The organism is Microvirga lotononidis (genome assembly GCF_034627025.1).
GTDB lineage: Bacteria > Pseudomonadota > Alphaproteobacteria > Rhizobiales > Beijerinckiaceae > Microvirga > Microvirga lotononidis.
The window spans coordinates 856846-875608 of sequence record NZ_CP141049.1 but is presented as its reverse complement, the minus strand read 5'-3'; the positions used below and the strand labels follow the sequence as shown (position 1 = coordinate 875608).

At 62.9% G+C, this 18763-nt stretch carries 18 protein-coding genes, 7 pseudogenes, 2 riboswitches and 1 other annotated feature; of the genes and pseudogenes, 9 read left to right on the top strand and 16 right to left on the bottom strand.

Annotated elements, in window-relative coordinates; all coding sequences use genetic code 11:
- Positions 1 to 15: 15 nt before the first annotated feature.
- A pseudogene (locus tag U0023_RS27920) lies at positions 16 to 1421 on the top strand (IS30 family transposase).
- Positions 1422 to 1456: 35 nt separating this feature from the next.
- On the opposite strand, the gene U0023_RS27915 reads toward U0023_RS27920, so the two are convergent.
- The 3 genes and pseudogenes from U0023_RS27915 to U0023_RS27905 all read right to left on the bottom strand — a co-directional run bounded on the left by U0023_RS27915 (position 1457) and on the right by U0023_RS27905 (position 4530).
- On the bottom strand, positions 1457 to 2539 hold the full coding sequence (locus U0023_RS27915) for an IS110 family RNA-guided transposase (RefSeq protein ID WP_009488349.1): 1083 nt from the start codon (positions 2537 to 2539) through the stop codon (positions 1457 to 1459).
- A gap of 286 nt (positions 2540 to 2825) precedes the next feature.
- Positions 2826 to 3691, bottom strand: a pseudogene (locus U0023_RS27910) (IS3 family transposase); the annotation flags it as partial.
- Positions 3634 to 4530 (bottom strand): IS4/Tn5 family transposase DNA-binding protein, encoded by an 897-nt coding sequence (locus tag U0023_RS27905; RefSeq protein ID WP_322883804.1) that lies wholly within the window; start codon positions 4528 to 4530, stop codon positions 3634 to 3636. The gene U0023_RS27905 and the pseudogene U0023_RS27910, both read right to left, overlap by 58 nt.
- A 207-nt stretch (positions 4531 to 4737) precedes the next feature.
- Between U0023_RS27905 and U0023_RS27900 the strand changes: the two are divergent.
- A pseudogene (locus U0023_RS27900) lies at positions 4738 to 4830 on the top strand (DUF6429 family protein); the annotation flags it as partial.
- 23 nt (positions 4831 to 4853) lie between these two features.
- Here the strand turns inward: U0023_RS27900 and U0023_RS27895 are convergent.
- A pseudogene (locus tag U0023_RS27895) lies at positions 4854 to 5024 on the bottom strand (transposase domain-containing protein); the annotation flags it as partial.
- Here U0023_RS27895 and U0023_RS27890 point away from each other — a divergent pair.
- Both U0023_RS27890 and U0023_RS27885 read left to right on the top strand, forming a co-directional pair.
- The gene (locus U0023_RS27890) at positions 5000 to 5503 is read left to right on the top strand and encodes a hypothetical protein (protein ID WP_245272841.1); all 504 of its coding nucleotides are present in this window, start codon (positions 5000 to 5002) and stop codon (positions 5501 to 5503) included. The pseudogene U0023_RS27895 and the gene U0023_RS27890 sit on opposite strands and share 25 nt — an antisense overlap.
- Positions 5500 to 6123 (top strand): annotated as a pseudogene (locus U0023_RS27885) (recombinase family protein); the annotation flags it as partial. The gene U0023_RS27890 and the pseudogene U0023_RS27885, both read left to right, overlap by 4 nt.
- Positions 6124 to 6164: 41 nt before the next feature.
- Here the strand turns inward: U0023_RS27885 and U0023_RS27880 are convergent.
- The 6 genes and pseudogenes from U0023_RS27880 to U0023_RS27855 all read right to left on the bottom strand — a co-directional run.
- Positions 6165 to 6620 (bottom strand): annotated as a pseudogene (locus U0023_RS27880) (DDE-type integrase/transposase/recombinase); the annotation flags it as partial.
- Between the two features lie 68 nt (positions 6621 to 6688).
- On the bottom strand, positions 6689 to 6937 hold the full coding sequence (locus tag U0023_RS27875) for a hypothetical protein (protein WP_009489009.1): 249 nt from the start codon (positions 6935 to 6937) through the stop codon (positions 6689 to 6691).
- Positions 6938 to 6955: 18 nt separating this feature from the next.
- Positions 6956 to 8641 (bottom strand): IS66 family transposase, encoded by a 1686-nt coding sequence (tnpC, locus tag U0023_RS27870; protein ID WP_009489008.1) that lies wholly within the window; start codon positions 8639 to 8641, stop codon positions 6956 to 6958.
- Positions 8642 to 8686: 45 nt separating this feature from the next.
- Positions 8687 to 9040: an IS66 family insertion sequence element accessory protein TnpB gene (gene tnpB, locus U0023_RS27865; RefSeq protein ID WP_009489007.1), complete on the bottom strand. Its 354-nt coding sequence runs from the start codon at positions 9038 to 9040 to the stop codon at positions 8687 to 8689.
- Complete coding sequence (gene tnpA, locus U0023_RS27860) at positions 9037 to 9465, bottom strand: IS66-like element accessory protein TnpA (RefSeq protein ID WP_040637810.1); 429 nt, start codon at positions 9463 to 9465, stop codon at positions 9037 to 9039. Before tnpA ends, tnpB begins: the two co-directional genes overlap by 4 nt.
- A gap of 72 nt (positions 9466 to 9537) precedes the next feature.
- Positions 9538 to 10337: pseudogene (locus U0023_RS27855) on the bottom strand (IS3 family transposase); the annotation flags it as partial.
- Positions 9940 to 10056 (bottom strand) — a sequence feature (AL1L pseudoknot). (Overlaps the previous pseudogene by 117 nt.)
- Before the next feature lie 53 nt (positions 10338 to 10390).
- Here U0023_RS27855 and U0023_RS27850 point away from each other — a divergent pair.
- From U0023_RS27850 to U0023_RS27840, 3 genes are read left to right on the top strand one after another with little or no spacing between them, the layout of a single operon-like run.
- A complete protein-coding gene (locus U0023_RS27850; RefSeq protein WP_009489066.1) occupies positions 10391 to 10663 on the top strand; it encodes a hypothetical protein in 273 nt (90 codons plus the stop codon).
- Between the two features lie 20 nt (positions 10664 to 10683).
- A complete protein-coding gene (locus tag U0023_RS27845) occupies positions 10684 to 11040 on the top strand; it encodes a beta-ketoacyl-[acyl-carrier-protein] synthase family protein (RefSeq protein ID WP_195904137.1) in 357 nt (118 codons plus the stop codon).
- On the top strand, positions 11033 to 11494 hold the full coding sequence (locus U0023_RS27840; RefSeq protein ID WP_009489065.1) for a MaoC/PaaZ C-terminal domain-containing protein: 462 nt from the start codon (positions 11033 to 11035) through the stop codon (positions 11492 to 11494). The genes U0023_RS27845 and U0023_RS27840 overlap by 8 nt, the downstream gene beginning before the upstream one ends.
- Positions 11495 to 11516: 22 nt before the next feature.
- Here U0023_RS27840 and U0023_RS27835 read toward each other — a convergent pair whose 3' ends face one another.
- From U0023_RS27835 to thiC, 6 genes are read right to left on the bottom strand one after another with little or no spacing between them, the layout of a single operon-like run.
- Positions 11517 to 12518 carry a HesA/MoeB/ThiF family protein gene (locus tag U0023_RS27835; protein WP_009489064.1) on the bottom strand — a complete coding sequence of 334 codons (1002 nt, stop codon included), beginning with the start codon at positions 12516 to 12518 and terminating at the stop codon, positions 11517 to 11519.
- The gene (locus tag U0023_RS27830) at positions 12515 to 13126 is read right to left on the bottom strand and encodes a thiamine phosphate synthase (RefSeq protein ID WP_009489063.1); all 612 of its coding nucleotides are present in this window, start codon (positions 13124 to 13126) and stop codon (positions 12515 to 12517) included. Before U0023_RS27830 ends, U0023_RS27835 begins: the two co-directional genes overlap by 4 nt.
- Complete coding sequence (locus U0023_RS27825; RefSeq protein ID WP_009489062.1) at positions 13123 to 13893, bottom strand: thiazole synthase; 771 nt, start codon at positions 13891 to 13893, stop codon at positions 13123 to 13125. Before U0023_RS27825 ends, U0023_RS27830 begins: the two co-directional genes overlap by 4 nt.
- A gap of 3 nt (positions 13894 to 13896) precedes the next feature.
- Complete coding sequence (gene thiS / locus U0023_RS27820; RefSeq protein WP_009489061.1) at positions 13897 to 14094, bottom strand: sulfur carrier protein ThiS; 198 nt, start codon at positions 14092 to 14094, stop codon at positions 13897 to 13899.
- 19 nt (positions 14095 to 14113) lie between these two features.
- Complete coding sequence (gene thiO, locus U0023_RS27815) at positions 14114 to 15073, bottom strand: glycine oxidase ThiO (protein ID WP_009489060.1); 960 nt, start codon at positions 15071 to 15073, stop codon at positions 14114 to 14116.
- Positions 15074 to 15077: 4 nt separating this feature from the next.
- A complete protein-coding gene (thiC, locus tag U0023_RS27810; RefSeq protein WP_009489059.1) occupies positions 15078 to 16928 on the bottom strand; it encodes a phosphomethylpyrimidine synthase ThiC in 1851 nt (616 codons plus the stop codon).
- Positions 16929 to 16987: 59 nt separating this feature from the next.
- Positions 16988 to 17095: riboswitch (TPP riboswitch) on the bottom strand.
- A gap of 83 nt (positions 17096 to 17178) precedes the next feature.
- Positions 17179 to 17280, top strand: a riboswitch (TPP riboswitch).
- A 38-nt stretch (positions 17281 to 17318) separates the two neighbouring features.
- Here thiC and U0023_RS27805 point away from each other — a divergent pair.
- Both U0023_RS27805 and thiD read left to right on the top strand, forming a co-directional pair.
- A complete protein-coding gene (locus tag U0023_RS27805) occupies positions 17319 to 17927 on the top strand; it encodes a hydroxyethylthiazole kinase (RefSeq protein WP_052600417.1) in 609 nt (202 codons plus the stop codon).
- The gene (gene thiD, locus U0023_RS27800) at positions 17924 to 18724 is read left to right on the top strand and encodes a bifunctional hydroxymethylpyrimidine kinase/phosphomethylpyrimidine kinase (protein ID WP_009489057.1); all 801 of its coding nucleotides are present in this window, start codon (positions 17924 to 17926) and stop codon (positions 18722 to 18724) included. Before U0023_RS27805 ends, thiD begins: the two co-directional genes overlap by 4 nt.
- The last annotated feature ends 39 nt before the right edge of the window (positions 18725 to 18763 follow it).

The following is an 18763-nucleotide window of genomic DNA, read 5'->3' as shown; positions in this document are numbered from 1 at the left end:
AAGGAGGAGGTTGCGATGAGCATTCGAAAGCGGCGGTCGGATCGATCTGGACGAGCGCCGCTACCGTCGCCAGGTCGGCCCCCTGTGGCGGGACGCGATGAAGGGCGTCGGTTTTGGCTTGCGATCGCAACGGGGATGAGCAGCGAGGATGCTGCGGTCGAGGCCGGTGTGTCACACCCTGTCGGGTACAGGTGGTTCCGAAAGGCAGGTGGCATGCCCCCAGCGATGTTCAGATCTTCAGCCAAGCCGCCCTCCGGGCGGTACCTGTCGCTGCTGGAGCGCGAGGAGATTGCGCTTCTGCGGGTCCAGGGCCAGTCCATGCAGGAGATCGGGCGCCGGCTCGGTGATCTGCCTCGACGATCTCCCGGGAGTTGCGGCGCAACGCAGCCACCCGCAGCGGTGGACTGGAGTATCGCGCGACGACCGCCCAGTGGCATGCCGAGCGATCAGCCCGTCGCCCGAAGCCGACGAAGCTTGCCCTCAACGCGACCTTGCGCACTTATGTGGAGGAGAGATTGGCTGGCGTCGTCGTTGCTTCGAACGGCGTTGCCATTCCCGGCCCTCCCGTCGCCTGGAAGAGCCGCCGGCATGGCAAGCGACAGGATCGGCGGTGGGCCAGAGCCTGGAGCCCGGAGCAGATTGCCCGACGCCTGCCGATCGACTTTCCGGACGACAGGACCATGCGCATCAGCCACGAAGCGATCTATCAGGCCCTCTTCATCCAAGGCAAAGGAGCGCTGCGCCGTGAACTCACGGCCTGCTTGCGAACCGGGCGGGTATTGCGGGTGCCGCGGGCACGTGTCCGCCGGCGCGGTAAGAGTTTTGTCGCGCCTGAGATCATGATCAGCCAGCGTCCTGCTGAGGCGGCCGATCGGGCGGTACCAGGTCATTGGGAAGGAGACCTCATCCTGGGTCTTGGCAGCTCGGCGATTGGCACCCTGGTCGAGCGCACAAGCCGGTTCACGATGCTGCTGCATCTTCCTCGCCTCGCGGGCCACGGTGACGCGCCGCGCCTCAAGAACGGGCCGGCGCTGGCAGGCCATGGGGCCGAGGCTGCGCGCGACGCGATCACGCGCACCATCATCACCTTACCCGAAGAATTGCGCCGATCGCTGACCTGGGATCAGGGCGCCGAAATGGCCCAGCATGCTCGTCTCAAGATCGATGCGGGCATCCAAGTCTACTTCTGTGATCCCCACAGCCCTTGGCAACGGGGCACCAACGAGAACACCAACGGACTGCTGCGTCAGTACTTCCCGAAAGGCACCGATCTGAGTGTGCACAGCGCCGAGGAGATCGCTGCCGTGGCAGCCGCCCTCAACGCAAGGCCGAGAAAGACGCTGAGCTGGAGAACCCCTGCCGAGGGGCTTGACGAGTGGCTGCGAGAAGGCAACAGAATACGTGTTGCGACGACTGCTTGAATCCGTCCTGGCTGCCGCGGACGCCCTTCTGTTTGTCAAGCGGTGATCCGAGCCTGGTTGATCTCCTTTTGCCGCTGGCTGATTAGGGTGAACACCTCGCGCGCGATGTAGCGCTTCAGGCACCGGATCGCCTCAAGCTTGGAGTGGCCTTCAGCGACGCGTTTAGCCATGTAGGCCTTGGTTCGCGGATCGGTCCGAAGCCTCCCGATCGCAATGATGTGCAGAGCACTGTTGGCGGCTCGATCACCACCCCGGTTGAGACGGTGGCGCGTCGTCTTGCCGGACGAGGCTGGGACCGGGCTGACACCGCAGAGTGCGGCAAAGCCGGCCTCGGAATGCAAGCGCTCCGGATTGTCCCCCGCTGTCAGGAGCAACTGGGCCGCCCCTGCGTGACCAATCGAGTTCCGGGCCACGAGGTTGGGGGCAAGTTCATCGACAATGGCACCGATCATAACGTCCAAGTCGGCAATCTCATCGTGCAGTTCGACATAGCGGCGGCCGAGCGACTTGAGGCTGATCCTATAGGCGGAATCCACATTGCGGTAGTCAGTCAGGTCAGGCCGCCATGCCGCCAAGGTCCTGACCAGCTGCATGCGGGTCATCTGGCGCAGCGCCTCCCGCAACCCGTCCGGCGCGCAGACGATGGTGTTCTGGATCATCTGCAACGCGATGCGCCGCGCCACCACTGCTGTCTTTCGACACGCCTTGAGAACGCGCAAGGATTCGATCATGCCATCCCGGCTTCTGGGCGTGACGGTGCGCTTGCCGGCAAAGGCGGCATGCGCGGCGTTCTGAGCGTCGAGATCATCGTTCTTGCCCCGCTTGCGCCGGTCCGGTTTATCCGGAGCCGTGACCTCCAGAACTTCGACACCGGCATTCTGCATGGAGCGCAGCAACCCGGCGCCATAGGTGCCTGAGGCCTCAATGCCAACGCACCGGAGCTGTCCGAAGGAGCGCATCCAGGCGAGCATCTGCCGATATCCCTGTCGGGTTGTCGCAAAGCACTGGGTCCCGAGAACACGGTCGTGTTCGTCGACAACAGCGGCGACGTGAAGATCTTTGTGCGTGTCGACCCCGCCGACAACGGGATGTAAGACAACGTCCTGACCAACTTCCATACCGGCTCTCCTGGTTCGACCGTGGATCGACGGTTCACCACGACCGCATGCCTGGACAGGACAGTAATGCGACAGGATGTCAGGCCCTTCTTGGGTCACATGCACCGGTGAGGCAAACCTCACCGCAAGGCTCCCGGGCGGCCGACAGGTCCGAGGAAAGACACGGGTTGTGGTCGATCAGCGTGTGGGTCAGGCCACACCGGCGCCTTGCGATACCAGTGATGTTAGCCGGTCTATCGCCGTGAGGGTCAGGCCGCCCAGGAACACTGGCCTAAGCATACTTACTGTCCGCGTGGTGGGTCAGCCCCTCGCCGGGTCTTCGGATCGCCAGAGCCTTGCGCAGCGCCTCGAGCGCGAGTTCCTTGTGCAGCCGGTCACTCACCGCCCAACCAACCACCCGGCGAGCAAACAGATCGAGGACCACGGCCAGATACAGCCAGCCCTCGTTCGTCCACACGTATGAGATATCGGCGTTCCATTTCTGGTTCGGACGAGTGGCTGAGAAATCCTGCTCGAGCAGGTTGGGTGCGATCGGAAAGGCGTGGTGGCTGTCAGTGGTGCGTTTGAAGCGCCGCTTCTGCCGCACCTTGAGGCCATTCTCCCGCATCAGCCGGGCGGTCCGACGGCGACCGACTTGCAGTCCTTCATCCTGCAGCTCGCGGGTCATGCGTGGACTGCCGTAGGTCTCATGCGAGCGGGTGAAGGCCGAGCGGATGTGGGCCAACAGCACCAGATCCTCCCGCTGGCGCGGGCTGGCTGGACGCGATCTCCAGGCAAAGTAGCCACTCTGGCTGACACCGAGGACCTGGCACAGACGGGTGACGGGGAAGCTCTCTTTCGCCGCATCGATGAACCGGAGCTTCATCGACTTCCCTCCTTGGCGAAAAAAGCGGTGGCCCGTTTGAGGATCTCCCGCTCCTGACGCAGGATCTCGTTCTCGCGCCGCAGCCGCTTCAGCTCGGTCGCCATGTCCTCCTGCCGCTCCTCGGGCGGAGCGTCGATCTCGTGCTCACGGCGACGGTCGAGCCAGCTGCGCAGGGTCGACAGGCCGACGCCGAGATCCTCAGCAATCGCCCGTCGGCTGCGGCCGCTGGTCAGAGCGAGCCGCACCGCCTCATCCCGAAACTCTCTCGTAAAGCGTGTGTGGGGCATGGAGCACCTCCTGGATGATAAGAAGTGCTCTCCACTTTCCCGAAACAAGTCCAATCCACGCAGGTCCGCACCAGGAAGTGCGTGCCCAAAGCCTGAGCCGTGCAGAAGAACCCGTAGATGTCGTTCTCGCGGTCGCCGATATGGATGCAGCGTTCCGGCGCGCCAAACAGCGCCACGGACTGCTTCATGCACTCGAGCCAGCGGATGCTCTCCTTCTGGTCGATCGGCACCCGGGTCGGGTTGATCCTGCGCTTGAGTTCCTTGGTGCCTTTGAACTGAGCTCTCGTCCAGAACTTGATCGCCGACAGCCCGAGTGGCAGCCCCTCTGCGGTTACGGCCAGGCAGGAGTGCATCAGCAGCCCGCACACCGTGTGCATCCTGTAGCGGCCTTCCTTGTCGCGCCCGCTGTTGACCCGGCAGATGGACCCAATCCGCCGGGGCTGTGCGCGCTGGTAGGGCAGTTCCGTAGTGTCCTGAATGACCAGGATCGGGCCATCGACCGCAGCAAAGCGGCTGCGGGTGGCCTGGAAGTGGCCCTGAAGGATCGCGTGCTCGGAGACTTTGGCATTGGACAGGAAGCGATAGGCTGCTTTGGTGTTGGCCCAGTCCTGGCAGGCCAGCGGAAGGCTGCCTCCGACGGCGCCGGCAATCTGGACGAGAAGCTTGCGGAGGCGCCGGCCGAGACGTTGATCGGGCAAGCTGCAGCCGGCGAGCTCCCGATCGACCCAGGCGACGACATCCGCAGCATCGTCAATGGAGTGGGGTGCCGGGAGCGAGGCCCTCGTCATGGTGTGGCACCCGCACAGCCGCAGCTTCGCGGGCCAGAGATCACCTGACATGATCCCGGCCTGCGGGTCTGAGCATGATTACGGGAGGGATGAGATAGAACCCAGTCCATGGGGCACCTCTCTCCAGGGATGAGGAGCCAGACAGGGAATCATGCCGGTTTCAGCCAGGCAAGCGCTGCCGTTCAACGCCAGAATTGTGGGTAATTGCAAGCCGCCGAGGACCGCGGAATTTCGACTGCGGCATGGTAGATTGGCGGCATGGAGATCGACCACGACAAGATCGACGAGACCGTGCTCGCCCTGCTGTGGCTGACGCTGCACGATGACTATCGGGCCTGGAAGGGCTTCGACTGTATGCGGGCAGCTGATGCCGCTCAGGGACGGTAGTTCCACGGCATGAGGGCTTCGATCTCGCGGTCGGGCCACCCGTTGGCAATGCGCTCAAGGGTCTGGGTCAGCCAAGCGTGCGGATCGACGTTGTTCATTTTGGCCGTGGCCAGAAGGCTCGCGATAGCTGCCCATGTGCGGCCGCCACCATCCGAGCCGGGGACATAGTGCCGGGTTCCTGACGTTCGAAGCCGTTATCGCCTATCCGTACCATCCGCTGGCTGGCCGACCCGTGCTGGTGATCGGCGACCATGAGTATGATGGTGTTCATTATTTCCTGATCCGGCAACCGCAGGGCGGCTCCTTCCAAGTGCCGGCCTGGATGTTCGATCCGGCAGCCTATTCGATAGAGATCGTAACAGTTCCGCGCCTTCCGGTCAGCCAACTCCTTCAATTGCGCCATCTGGTTGATCGTCTCGTAGTCTGTCGTCTGGAGGAAGAAAGCCCCGGAGGATTCGGCAATGAGACGGCAGTGTCGCGTGCAAATGGATCTGTTCCTTCCACTCACCCAACCCGGCGACCTGAGCGGCGCCGACCGCCAGAAGGCAGTGGCTCTTCTGCAAGCATTGCTGATGGAGGCGGCGACGAAGCCGGCCAAAGAGCCTCCAGCCAACGGCAAAAAGGGAGCACGCAATGAGTAAGATCACGCCCACGCACCTTGCTCGTGCCGCTCTCGTGTATGTCCGTCAGTCCAAGGCATATCAGGTCATCAACAATCTCGAGAGCCAGCGCCGTCAGTATGGTCTAGTCGAACGCGCGCGGCAGCTCGGCTGGGACGATGTCCAACTCGTCGACGATGATCTCGGCCGATCCGGTGGCGGAACGGTCCGACCAGGCTTCGAGAAGCTGCTGGCAGCGATTTGCGAAGAGCGGGTTGGCGCCGTGGTATCGCTGGAGGCATCACGCCTTGCCCGGAACGGCCGCGATTGGCACACTTTGCTGGAGTTCTGCGGCCTGGTCGGCACATTGATTGTCGACGAGGAAGCAATCTATGATCCACGCTCCCCCAATGACCGGCTGTTGCTTGGGATGAAGGGCACCATGAGCGAGATGGAGTTGTCAATCTTTCGACAGCGGTCCGTCGAGGCCATGCGCCAAAAGGCGCGGCGGGGCGAGCTCCATTTGACCGTCGCCGTCGGCTACGTGAAGACGGATGACAACCGTATCGAGAAGGACCCTGATCGGCGCGTCCAGGACGGCATCCTGCTTGTCTTCCGTAAATTCGCTGAGCTCCAGACAATCCGGCAGGTGCTGCTTTGAACCGCGCCGGATTTTCCGGAGGCTAATTGGCTTGGATTCTATGCGGCCATCGGCGTGAGCTCAAGCTGGGCATAGTAGGTGGCTTCCGCCTCGGCGGGCGGAATGCTGCCGATGGACTCGAGCAGGCGCCGGTTGTTGTACCAATCGACCCATTCGAGGGTGACGAATTCGACGGCCTCAAAGGAGCGCCACGGACCACGCCGATGGATCACCTCAGTCTTGAAGAGGCCGATGACGGTTTCCGCCAGAGCATCGTACGCGTCGCCGACACTGCCGACGGATGGCTCAATCCTCGCCTCGGCGAGGCGCTCGGTGTACTTAAATGACACGTATTGACCCCCTCTATCGCTGTGGTGAATGAGGTTGGCTTGCCGGAGAGGTCGCCGCTCGTGGAGAGCCTGCTCCAGGGCATCGAGCACGAACGCGGCCCGGGCTGAGCGCGACACGCGCCAGCCCACGATCTTGCGAGCGAAGGCGTCGATCACGAAGGGTACGCATCCGAGGAAGACCGCAGGATCAGGCCTCGCGCGTCGATGGGATCGTGGCTAACGTTGGTGCAGGTTTAAGGGGCGGCTTTTTGTGATGCGACGGTCCTGCGAGCCTCGATGATGTACTTGAGGTTCTCGATGCCATCCTCGGTGAAGAGGACAATGTGCTCGGTCAATTCGGAGGCTGGGTAGTTGTCGTAGGCACTGAGGCGGCCGTCTTCCGGGAACATTTCGATCGAGCACTCGTGCAGGACGTCCTCGTCTTCGCCGAGCATGTCAGCCACGTATTTCAGCGTGTACAGCGTTGAGTTGCGATATCCCATTCGTCGGTCCCTTTTCTGTCACGCGGCCAGCTGGGAGGCCGGGTTCTCGGCCTGCCGTAGCCTTTTCCATTCCCAGGGAAGCAATTCGTGCAGGCGGGCGACAGGAAGATCGGCAATCCGGGCCAGTACGTCGGCGAGCCAGGCTTTTGGATCGACGTCGTTAAGACGACAGGTCGTGATGAGGGTGAGCATGACGGCGGCACGATCCGCCCCGCGCTGGGACCCGGCGAAGGTCCAGTTGCGGCGCCCCAGGGCGATCCCTCTCAAGGCCCGTTCGGCGGCATTGTTCGTCAGACACACCCGGCCATCCTCCAGGAACCGGGCAAAGCCATCCCAGCGCTTCAGCATGTAGTCGATGGCGCCGATCACCTCGGACGATCGCGTGAGCGTGGCACGCTCCCGCTTCAGCCACTCGTGCATGTCATCGAACAGCGGCTTGCTCTTCTCCTGCCGCACAGCCAGTCGTTCCGCGGCGCTCAAGCCGTTGATCTGACGCTCGATGTCAAACAGCGCGTCGAACCGCTTGACGGCCTCCAACGCGATCGGGGAGATCGGCTTGCCGTTTCTTTTGCGATCCCGAGCCCTTTTCTCGATATCGGCCAGTTCAAAGAATTTCCGTCGCGCATGCGCGTGGCAGAAGGCAAAGGTAAGGGGCACCGCTTTCTGTTCGGCAACACTGATCGGCTCAAAGCCATTGTAACAGTCACTCTGCAGAATGCCGCCATACCCGGCCAGGTGTTTCTGCGGATGCTCGCCGCGGCGGTCACCTGAGGCGTAGTAGACCGCGGCTGGCGGCGCAGGCCCACCAAACGGCTGGTCGTCCCGCACGTAAGTCCAGATCCGTCCAGTCGTGCACTTGCTTTTGGCCCGGATGGGGATGGTCGTATCGTCGCCGTGAAGGCGCTCGGCCGCAAAGACATGCGTCTCGATCAGATCGAAGACCGGCCTGAGAGCGGAGGTTCCAAACCCAACCTGATCGGCCAGCGTCGAGGTCGACAGCGCGATGCCTTCGCAGGTGAGCCGGGCGCTCTGGCGATTGAGCGGACTGTGCATGCCGAACTTGTCGAACAGAATCGTCGCCAGCAGATGAGGGCCGATGAAGCCGCGCGGCGTGGCATGGAACGGCGCCGGCGGCTGGCTGATCGCCTCACAGTCCCGACACGTGAACTTCTCCCGGACCGTCTCGATCACCTTGAACCGACGCGGGATCTCCTCCAGCGTCTCGGTGATGTCCTCGCCCAGTTTCGCCAGGCGCGAGCCGCCGCAGCAGGCACAGGTCGCCGGGGGAGAGATCACCACACGTTCGCGCTCGATCGTCTCCGGCCAGGGCTTTCGGACCGGCCGCCGGCGCACAAAGGAGCGCCCGTTTGAGCTCCTGGCCGCGGCTTGCGCCGCAACTTCATCCTCAGTCGCGGCCATCACCAGTTCTTCGAGCTGTAATTCGAGCTGGTCGATCAGTCGCGCCGCGCGCTCAGACCGCTGGCCGTGCAGTTCGCGCTTCAGCTTTTCGATCGCCAGTTCCAGACTGGCGATCAGGGCCTCGCTGTCGGACAACAGGGCCTGCGCCTTGGCGGCTTGCGCCACAGCCCTGTCCCTCTCGGCGACAACGACATCCCGTTCAGCCTGCAACCCCTCACGCTCGGACAGCAGCGCCAGATAGGCGCTCACAAGGTCGTCTGGAAGATCGACAGGCGTTGACGGCATGACGCCATTCGAACAGAATTTCCCTGTCTTTTCAATCGAATAATGCTACCCAACCCGTGTCGGACGCCAGGTTTCCTGCGGATTGCGCCAGTCGATTCCGGACAACAAGTAAGACAGCTGCGCCGGCGAGATCGCAACAGCGCCGCCCTCCACATTGGGCCAGATGAACCGGCCTTTCTCCAATTTTCGCGTGAACAGGCAGGCTCCCTGGCCGTCATGCCAAATCACTTTGATCAGATCACCTTTGCGCCCCCGGAAGCAAAAAAGGTGGCCGCCCAGAGGGTCATGCTTCAAAATCTCCTGCACCCGAAGAGCCAGAGTGGGGAAGCCACAGCGCATATCGGTATGCCCGGTTGCCAGCCATACCTTCACAGCCTGACCCATCGGAAACGGGTTCATGGCAACGTCTCCAGACCACGTATGATCCGCAGCAACACCTCAACGTCGACATCCCGGTCCACAATCACACGCCTGCCGTTCGCGCTCATGACCTCCATGCGACCGTGGTCGGGTGTGAGAGGCTGCATAGGTGCAGCCGATGCAGGCTGCGCGACTGCACCACGAGACGCGGGAACGATCAGTGCCGGAACAAAGCCGTCCGTCGAACGGCTGACGAGCCTTCCTTCCCGCGCGGCCCTGCGCCACCCGTTCAACTGCCAGCGCGTGATCCCATGGCGCTGCGCCGTTGCGGTGACCTGGCGCAGGCCGCTATAGCTTTCCGCCACAATCGCCAGCTTCGCCTCATCAGTGAACCGCCGCCGGCGACCGCTCTCGACGATCTCCATCCTGCTGACGCGCCCCGGGCGAGCATCCATCATGTCCATGGCTAAAGCACTGTCTATATTGACGTCTATATAGACAGACCATCCACAGTCTCACTCACTAGCGCAATGCGTCCTTCCTCGGATGCGTACCACGAAGGCGACATAGACAAAGCCCGACCAGGTCGCCACATAGGTGAAGTCGCTCACCCACAAGGCGTTCGGCCGCGGCGCCGTGAACTGCCGGTTGACCCGGTCGCGCGGGCACGGCACGCCAGCGTCGCTGACGGTCGTCCTGACGCTCTTGCCGCGCACCACACCCTTCAGGCCCATCTGCCGCATCAGCCGGGCGACCGTGCAGCGCGCAACATCAATGCCCTCACGCTGCAGCTGGCGCCAGATCTTGCGGACGCCATAGACCCCGAAGTTGGCCGCGAAGACCCGGCGGATCTCCTGGCTGAGTTCAGCATGCCGGCGTTCTCGTGCAGACCCTCGATCGGGATTGGCCTTGCGAGCGGCATGTTCGTAGTAGGTTGACGGGGCGATCGGCAGCACATGGCAGATCGGCTCGACCCCGTAGACCTCACGATGCTCGTCGATGAAGGCCTTCATGGCTTGAAGCGGCGGTCGAGCTCCGCCTGGGCAAAATAGGCGCTGGCCTTGCGCAGGATCTCGTTGGCCTGGCGCAGTTCGCGCACCTCCCGCTCAAGGGCCTTGATCTTCTCCTGCTCCTGGCTCGTCGGCCCGGGGCGAAGGCCCTGGTCGCACCCGGCCTGCCGCACCCAGTGGCGCAGCGTCTCACGCGAGCAGCCGATCTTGGCCGCAATCGACAGGATCGCCTCATACTGGGAGGCGTACTCGTCGCGGTGCTCGAAAACCATCCGGACCGCCCGCTCGCGGACCTCTGGTGAATACGGGGGTGTTCGCTTCGTCATGGCTCCATCCTGTCAGGTGTTGGAGCCTCCGGGAATCCCGGGACGGTTCACGGATGCGTACTACTGATCAGGAAGCGTTCGCCGTGACAAGCCACGCTAAAGCCTTGAGCGTGCGACACGTGAACGAGATTGTGCCGCTCGGTGGTGTCACACGCGATGCCTTCTCGCGCAAGCTGACACCGGGTCTCTGTCGTCGGCTGCCAGTGCTGGCCGGCGATACGGTGCACGGCGTGACGGCCGCAACCGTGGCCGTTGAGGCTGACAGTGCCGCCATTGTTCTTGTGGCATCCGCTTCCATCGCTCGGCACGTGAACGCACGGTTTTAGAAGTGGTCGGGGGTGCCAGGGTGGGTGGAGATCCAGTCCGCCCCGGCCTTGCGCTGATCCCGGCGGTCCGCAGGTTGCTTGACCGCCAGGAGGTGACGGCATCCGAGCTGTCGTGCGTGGAGATCATGGAGGCTTTCGCCGTGCAGGCGATGGCCGGGATCGCAGCCTTGGGCCTCAACCCTGCTCTCGTCAACTGTGGTGGTGGCGCTCTCGCGCGAGGGCACCCGATTGGAGCTTCCGGCGCTATCCTGTCTGTCAGATTATGGCACGAAATGGTGCAGTTCGGATATGACGGCTTCGGGCTGGCGGCAATCGCGGCTGCCGGAGAACTGGGAAGCGCCCTTCTCCTGCGCTCTTCCGGAGATCGTCATGGGTGAGCCCTTGCGCGTCAAGCAGGCGTCTGATCTCGGCCAGTTCCTGCATCAGCCACTCGGTCCGACAGCATGGCGCCAGGTGGGACAGGACACCATCAACGCCTTTGCGGCGCTGACCAACGATTTGCAATGGATTCATGTTGATTCGTCTCGCGCCGCTCATGAATTAACCAGTGGGCGAACGATCGTTCCAGGTCACCTGCTCCTCGCCCTCCTGCCTTCTTTAATCCGGGAGACCTATCTCGTCGCGCAAGCCCAGAGCGGCTGGCTTGCAGCCCTGCGGTATGTGCGATTCCGGCAGGCCATCGCATGCGACGCGCCGTTCCGACTGTGTGGGCATCTTCTGGACGTGAGTCAGCGAGGGTTGACAACGTTTGCTGAGATGCAGTGCGAGTTGGTTCTGCCCGATCAAACTGTTGCCTTGGAGGCCAACCGTGTCGACGCATTCCGGAGCTGAAAGGCTTCAGTCAACAAACCGCTCAAACACGCTGCGTACAAACCTCACCAATATCGCCCATTGCGATGAGCGCAAGCTTTTGATGTCCCTGATCCCTGAGAAGGCTCGCTGCCCGCCACGCTCGTAGGCCGCTGCGGCAGCAGAGCACGATCCGGCTCGATCCTGCGACATCCCGGCTCAATTCCACGATCGTGTCAGCGGTCGCGCGGCGGGCCTGCGGGAATGGAGACACCGGCACCTCATCCATGCTTCTGAGCTCAAAGACAATATCGTCGGCGTTGACATCCGATGGCGCAATAAACGGCGGCGCGAAACCTGCCGCCTCCGGCGCATCCAGGAAGGAAAACCCGCCAAACTCCAGTTTCTGCAGATCAACCGAAACCAGCTGCCCGAGCGGCGATGGATCCAAGCCAAGAATCAGGGCTAACACCATCTGCGCCTGCAACCCGCCAAGCACGCCGACGACCGAGCCCAGGACGCCCAGCGTGGCGCAACTCCCTAGGTTCTGAGGAATATCCGGAAACACGGATCGGTAGCTCGGAGCACCGGCACAGAAGGCGCCGACATAGCCCTTCAAACCCACGCAGGACGCACTGATCAAAGGCTTGCCCGCTGCCTTGCAGATGTCGCTCAGATTGTACGTGACCGCAATGCTATCAGCGGCATCCACGATGCCATCGGCGCCCCTCACGAGATCCTTCGCCGCGGCCGGATCGAGATAGAGGGCAAGCGCGTCAACAACCACGGACGGATTGAGGACTTCGAGAGCCTTGCGAGCAGCCTCGGCCTTCAGCTGGCCAATGTCGGTCGTACGATAGAGCGGCTGACGGTGAAGGTTGCTCTCGTCAACGCGGTCATGGTCGACGATTGTGAGGTGCCCGACTCCGGCCCCTGCGAGATATTGCAGGACGGGACACCCAAGGCCGCCGGCCCCGACGACCAGAACCGAGGATGAAGCAAGCTTGGCTTGGCCAGCCTCACCCACCGCCGGGAGGACGATCTGTCGTGCGTAACGTGCAGTCATACTATGGCACTCGTGACTGCCATCCAACGGCGGGTTTGGTGCTCCGGGTCCGGGTGCCGGAGAATGTCCGTCACCACCGCCGCACTGTCGGCGCCCGCAGCCAGCACCCCTGGGATGCGGTCGATGGTCAGACCACCGATGGCAACGAGTGGGATCTCGCCAATGAGCTGCTTCCACTCCGTGATGCGGCTCAAGCCTTGGGGATTCCAGGGCATCTGCTTCAGGACGGTCGGATAGATCGGTCCCAGAGCCACGTAGTCCGGCGCAACGGAGAGTGCCTGATCGAGTTCGATGTGATCATGCGTACTGACACCCAGCCGGATCCCGGCCGCTCGAATGGCCGCCAGATCCGCGCCCGCGAGGTCTTCCTGCCCGAGGTGAACGAAGGTGCAGCCCTCCGCAATGGCGAGCCGCCAGTAATCGTTGACCACGAGGTGAGCGCCATGCTGCTCGCAGCAGATCTTAGCCTCTCGAATCTGACGTGCGATCGCGGCATCGGGCTCGCCCTTGATGCGAAGTTGAATGAGTTTCACGCCGAGCGGTACCAGGCGCCGCACCCAAGCCGCGTTGTCGACAATGAGATAGAAGGGATCGAGCACGAGCGTCATGTCAGCATCGCCCTGCCCAGAACCGGGGTCGACGGGCTCGCCATCTCCCGCGGCTCCATCGGAATAGCGTGCCGTGCCAGCCGGCCAGCCTCAACCGCCAGGGCGAAAGCCTTGGCCATCCCGACTGGATCACCGGCCCTGGCAACCGCGGTGTTCAGAAGAACCGCGTCGAACCCAAGCTCCATGGCGGCAGCCGCGTGTGAGGGCAGGCCAATCCCGGCGTCGACCACAAGCGGCACGTCGGGAAAGTGGGCCCGGAGCATCTTCAACCCGAAGACGTTATTGAGACCTCTGCCTGAGCCAATCGGTGCGCCCCAAGGCATCAGAACCCGACATCCCGCCGCGAGCAGGCGTTCGGCCACAACGAGATCCTCCGTCGTATACGGAAAGACCTGGAAGCCCTCTTCGGTCAGAATGCGCGCAGCGTCGACTAGGCCGAAGACGTCCGGCTGGAGCGTGTCCTCCTCCCCGATCAGCTCGAGTTTGACCCACGGCGTCCCGAACATCTCCCGGGCCATATGGGCCGTCGTGACTGCCTCCTTGACCGTGCGGCATCCAGCTGTATTGGGCAGAACGCGTGTGCCGAGATCACGGATGATCGACCAGAAGGCCTGTCCGGCCTGAGTGCCACCCGCCTCGCGCCGGAGTGACACGGTCACCACCTCCGCCCCCGAGGCTTGGACAGCCGCTGCCAGGATGGCTGGGGATGGATACTGGGCGGTTCCCAGCATCAAAGGCGACGCAAGTTCGACATCATACAACAGCATGCCTCAGCCTCCTTGCATGGGCGCGAGAACCTCGAGGCGATCGCCGTCGTTCAGCGCGATGGCCGATCGCTGAGCCGCTGGCACAAACCGTTCATTCACGGCCGTGGCTACAACGGCATCGCCGAACTCGAGCTCACACAGAGCGCGCGACAGGATCCGTTCCTCAATCTCACGCTCCTCACCATTCAGGATAATCCTCATGTGTCATCTCCAAAGTCGCTCAAGGGTGGAAGACTGCATCGGCGACCCAGGTCGCGAAGGCGGGGGCGAGCAAAAATCCGTGGCGATACAGGCCGTTGAAGGAGATCGTGCGGCCAGATTCCCGGATTGCGGGCAGATTGTCAGGAAAGGCGGGTCTGACATCGGCTCCAAACTCGATAATCTCGGCCTCGCCGAAGGCCGGGTGAACAGAATACGCTCCATTGAGGAGTTCAACCGCTGAGCGCACTGTCACGCGACCTCGATCTGAGTTCTCGATCATCGTTGCTCCAATCATGAAGAGCCCGTTTGCGCGCGGCACGATGTAGAGGGGGATGCGCGGATGAAGCAGGCGAACAGGGCGTTGGAGGAAGATCTCCCGTGTTCTGACAAGCAGCATCTCACCCTTGACGCCACGCAAGTCCGGAAGATTTCCCTGCGCGGCAAAGCCGCGACAGTCGATGATGCGGTCGACACTATTATCCCCGATGGGAGCCTCGGCACCGAATCGCAGAGAGACACCAAGCTCTGTAAGACGCGCGGCGAGTGCGGTCAGCGCGCTGCGGGGATCAAGGTGTGCTTCGTCCGCGAAGAACAGGCCTTTGTGGAACCGTCCTTTCAGATCAGGCTCGATCTCGGCAATCCGGGCGCCATCGACCCAGTCAAAGCGCTCCGTCCTGCGCGCAAAGTGAGCGAGGTCGCCTACGTCGCGCGGCTGTGCGACCACCAACGTACCCTTGCGCGCAGTCCCGGGGAAGCGCCGCAGCCACCAGTCGATCGCACGATGGCCCAGTTCCGCCACGACCGGATCTGCGCTCTCGCGTTCACACCAGGGCGCAAGCATTCCGCCCGCGTACCAGGAGCACGCGGCCGCCCCGAGATGCGGGCCACGGTCAATCACCTCGACCATGGCGCCGCGCTCGGCCAATTCCAGTGCCGCTGTCAGGCCAGCGACACCGGCGCCGATGACACGGATGCGCATGCCGCTACTCCGCGGCGGGGACGTAGAGACTACCGCCGCCGGCCAGGAACTCGCGGCTCTTGGCGCGCATGCCAGCCAATTGCTCCTGAGCCTCAGGGCTCATCGCCGCCACCTCGGCCCGCAGGTCCTGCGTGATCTTCATCGAGCAAAACTTCGGCCCGCACATTGAGCAGAAGTGAGCCACTTTGTGCGCGTCCTTCGGCAGGGTCTCATCATGATACGCGCGTGCCGTATCCGGATCGAGGGAGAGGTTGAACTGGTCCTCCCAGCGGAAGTTGAAGCGGGCCCGAGACAAGGCGTCGTCCCGCATCTGTGCGGCCGGGTGTCCCTTCGCAAGGTCGGCGGCATGGGCTGCAATCTTGTAGGTGATGACCCCGGTCTTCACATCATCCCGGTTGGGAAGGCCCAGGTGCTCTTTCGGCGTCACATAGCAAAGCATTGCCGTGCCGAACCACCCGATCATCGCTGCACCGATTCCGGATGTAATATGATCGTATCCAGGCGCGATGTCCGTGGTAAGCGGGCCGAGGGTGTAGAAGGGTGCCTCTCCGCACGCGCGGAGTTGCTTGTCCATGTTCAGCTTGATCTTGTGCATCGGCACATGGCCGGGACCTTCGATCATGACCTGGCAGCCCTTGTCCCAGGCGACCATTGTCAACTCGCCCAGAGTCTCGAGTTCGGCGAACTGGGCAGCGTCATTCGCATCGGCAATCGATCCGGGACGCAGCCCGTCGCCCAGGGAGAACGAGACGTCATAGGCCCGCATGATGTCGCAGATCTCGTCGAAGCGCTCGTAGAGGAAGCTCTCCTTATGGTGCGCCAGGCACCAGCGGGCCATGATCGAGCCGCCGCGGGAGACAATGCCCGTGACCCGATCGGCCGTGAGCGGGACATAAGGCAGCCGTACGCCTGCGTGGATGGTGAAGTAGTCGACCCCCTGCTCAGCCTGCTCGACGAGCGTGTCCTTGAACACTTCCCAGTCGAGCTTCACCGGATCCCCGCCCACCTTCTCCAGCGCCTGATAGATCGGGACTGTGCCAATCGGCACCGGCGAATTACGCAGAATCCAGGAGCGGATGTTGTGGATGTTGCGGCCGGTGGAGAGATCCATCACCGTGTCGGCGCCCCAACGGATGGCCCAGGCGAGCTTTTCCACTTCGTCTGCCGCTGTCGAGACGACCGCCGAGTTGCCGATATTGGCGTTGACCTTGACCAGGAAGTTGCGCCCGATCACCATCGGCTCCAGTTCCGGATGGTTGATGTTGGCCGGAATGATGGCACGCCCGCGGGCCACCTCCTGCCGCACGAACTCCGGTGTGATGAAGGCTGGGATCGCAGCCCCGAAGCTCTCACCATCGGCGATCGTTGCCTCGGCTTCCGCCAGCGTCGCCTCGCGGCACAGGTTCTCGCGATGGGCGACGTAGATCATTTCCTCCGTAACGACCCCAGCGCGGGCGAACTCATATTGCGTCACCATCTGACTGCGCACCGCGCGGCGCACGATGCGCTCGGCTGGGCATGGCGCCACAAGCGCGTCAGCTGAGACATTTCCGTTGTCCTCGGGCTTCACAGGCCGCACCTCGACCGCCGCATAGTTCCGCGCCGTGATCCAGGGCTCGCGCACAAGTGGAAGCCCCTTGCCAAGATCGATGGTTGCAACCGCCTCGGTGTAAGGGCCTGAGGGGTCGTAAACGCGGACCGGTGCCTCATTGGGATCCGTCAGGACAATCTCGCGGAAAGGCACCCGGATATCGGGTCTGCTATCAGGTGCCGCATAGACTTTGCGCGATCCCTGGATCGGGCCGGTGGTGACGGATTGGGGGGCGCCTTTCGGCTTGTCGACATGAACAGTCACTGGATCTCTCCTCTTTGACAAAGGGAGATCCGGGCAAAGCGAGCTGAGGGATTCGTTTCATTGCTCGATAGTTCCAGTCCCTCCGCCGGTACGACCCGGATCAGGTTCAAGGGTCACGGCGGATCAGCCGACTCTCAGCCCCTCACAGGGCTCCCCTCGGAACGGATGCTATCCTCGTGGACGTGGTCTCGGCTGTCAAGAGCTGAACAGATTGGTTCTTGCAAAAGGAGAACCAAGGAATTATCACGGCAGCATCTCCTTGGGGTGCCCGCTCGGGCTGAGAGGTCTTCTCGATCAACCCATCGAACCTGATCCGGATTATGCTGGCGGAGGGATTGCGAGATGGCGAGTACACCAGCGTTTGGATCGGATGCTTTTTGTCTTCGAGAAGTGGCCGGGCATCTGCTCAGCCGCCTTCGCGGTCAGCGCACACGCGTCCATGCGATCACCAATGCTGCGGCGCGAACCTTTACGTTTTACTTTTTGCTGGACGCAGGCGGCATTCGCTCACTGATCCCCGCGCTGCTCGCCAATCTCGGCAGGCTCGACAGCAAGCGTCGTGCAGCGGTCCCGAAGGCTATCGCGGCTGATCGCGCGCACGCCAAGCCCTGGATCCTCAATTCCGACTTTATCGAAGCCTCCCCACCCCGCCTGGAATCTGCTCACTCCGGCCTTACGGGCAGGTCGCATGTCCTGCGCTCCGATGCAGGCGAGCTTTCGGCTCTCGCGGGAGAGGACGCGACACCTGAAACGGTGCAGGCCTTCGCGAAGGCTCACGATACTATCGCGGCCCTGATTGGCGCGGTGGGCTGGATGACGGATCGCGTCCCCATCATTCGCGTCGAGAACAGTCATCCGCTGATGATCCGAGTGAATGCCACGGGATGCGCCAGAACCACCCTCGGCGCAGCACTTGGTTTCCTGCATGGCAGCCACTTGAAGCGCCGGCTACGGCATAGGGCGGATCAGGGTCTGATATCGCGGGGTGTTCTGGCATGACCACCATCGCCGTCACGATCGCGGGCTCGGATTCAGGCGGTGGCGCCGGCATCCAGGCAGACCTCAAGACCTTCTCGGCCCTCGGCGTCTATGGTGCGAGCGTGATCACCGCGCTCACAGCCCAGAACACGACTGGTGTTCAGAGCATTCACGATGTTCCTCCTCAGTTCGTCACACAGCAGATCGACAGCGTCTTTTCCGATCTCACCGTCAACGCGGTGAAGGTCGGCATGCTGTCACAACCTGCTGTCGTCGACGCTGTGGCGGAAGGGCTTGTGCGTTACAGGGCGGCGCGGATCGTACTCGATCCCGTGATGGTGGCGGCAAGTGGCGATCGCTTGCTCGTGCCGAGGGCCATTGACGCGCTGCGCCGCGTGTTGCTCCCCATGGCGCTGCTCGTCACGCCAAATCTTCCGGAGGCTGCGGCGCTCCTCGACGAGCCGTCGGCTCAGGACGAGCAGTCCATGTGCCGCCAGGCCAAGCGCATCCTGGCGCTAGGCCCTAGAGCCGTCCTGGTAAAAGGCGGCCACGGCATGGGACTGGAGAGCACCGACATTCTCATGGATCAGCAGGGCATATGGCGCTTTGCGGCGTCTCGCATCACCACGCGCAACACGCATGGCACCGGCTGCACCCTGTCCTCGGCCATTGCAGCCGGGCTTGCCAAAGGCCTGTCGCTCAATGATGCAGTTGAAGCCGGGAAGAGCTTCATCAGTGCCGCCATCGGTGCTTCCGACCAACTCCAGATCGGGCGCGGGCACGGACCCGTGCATCACTTCCATGCCAAGCGGTCCTAAGCATCACGCCGTGCGGCGCTTGGCATTGGTGCCTCGGCT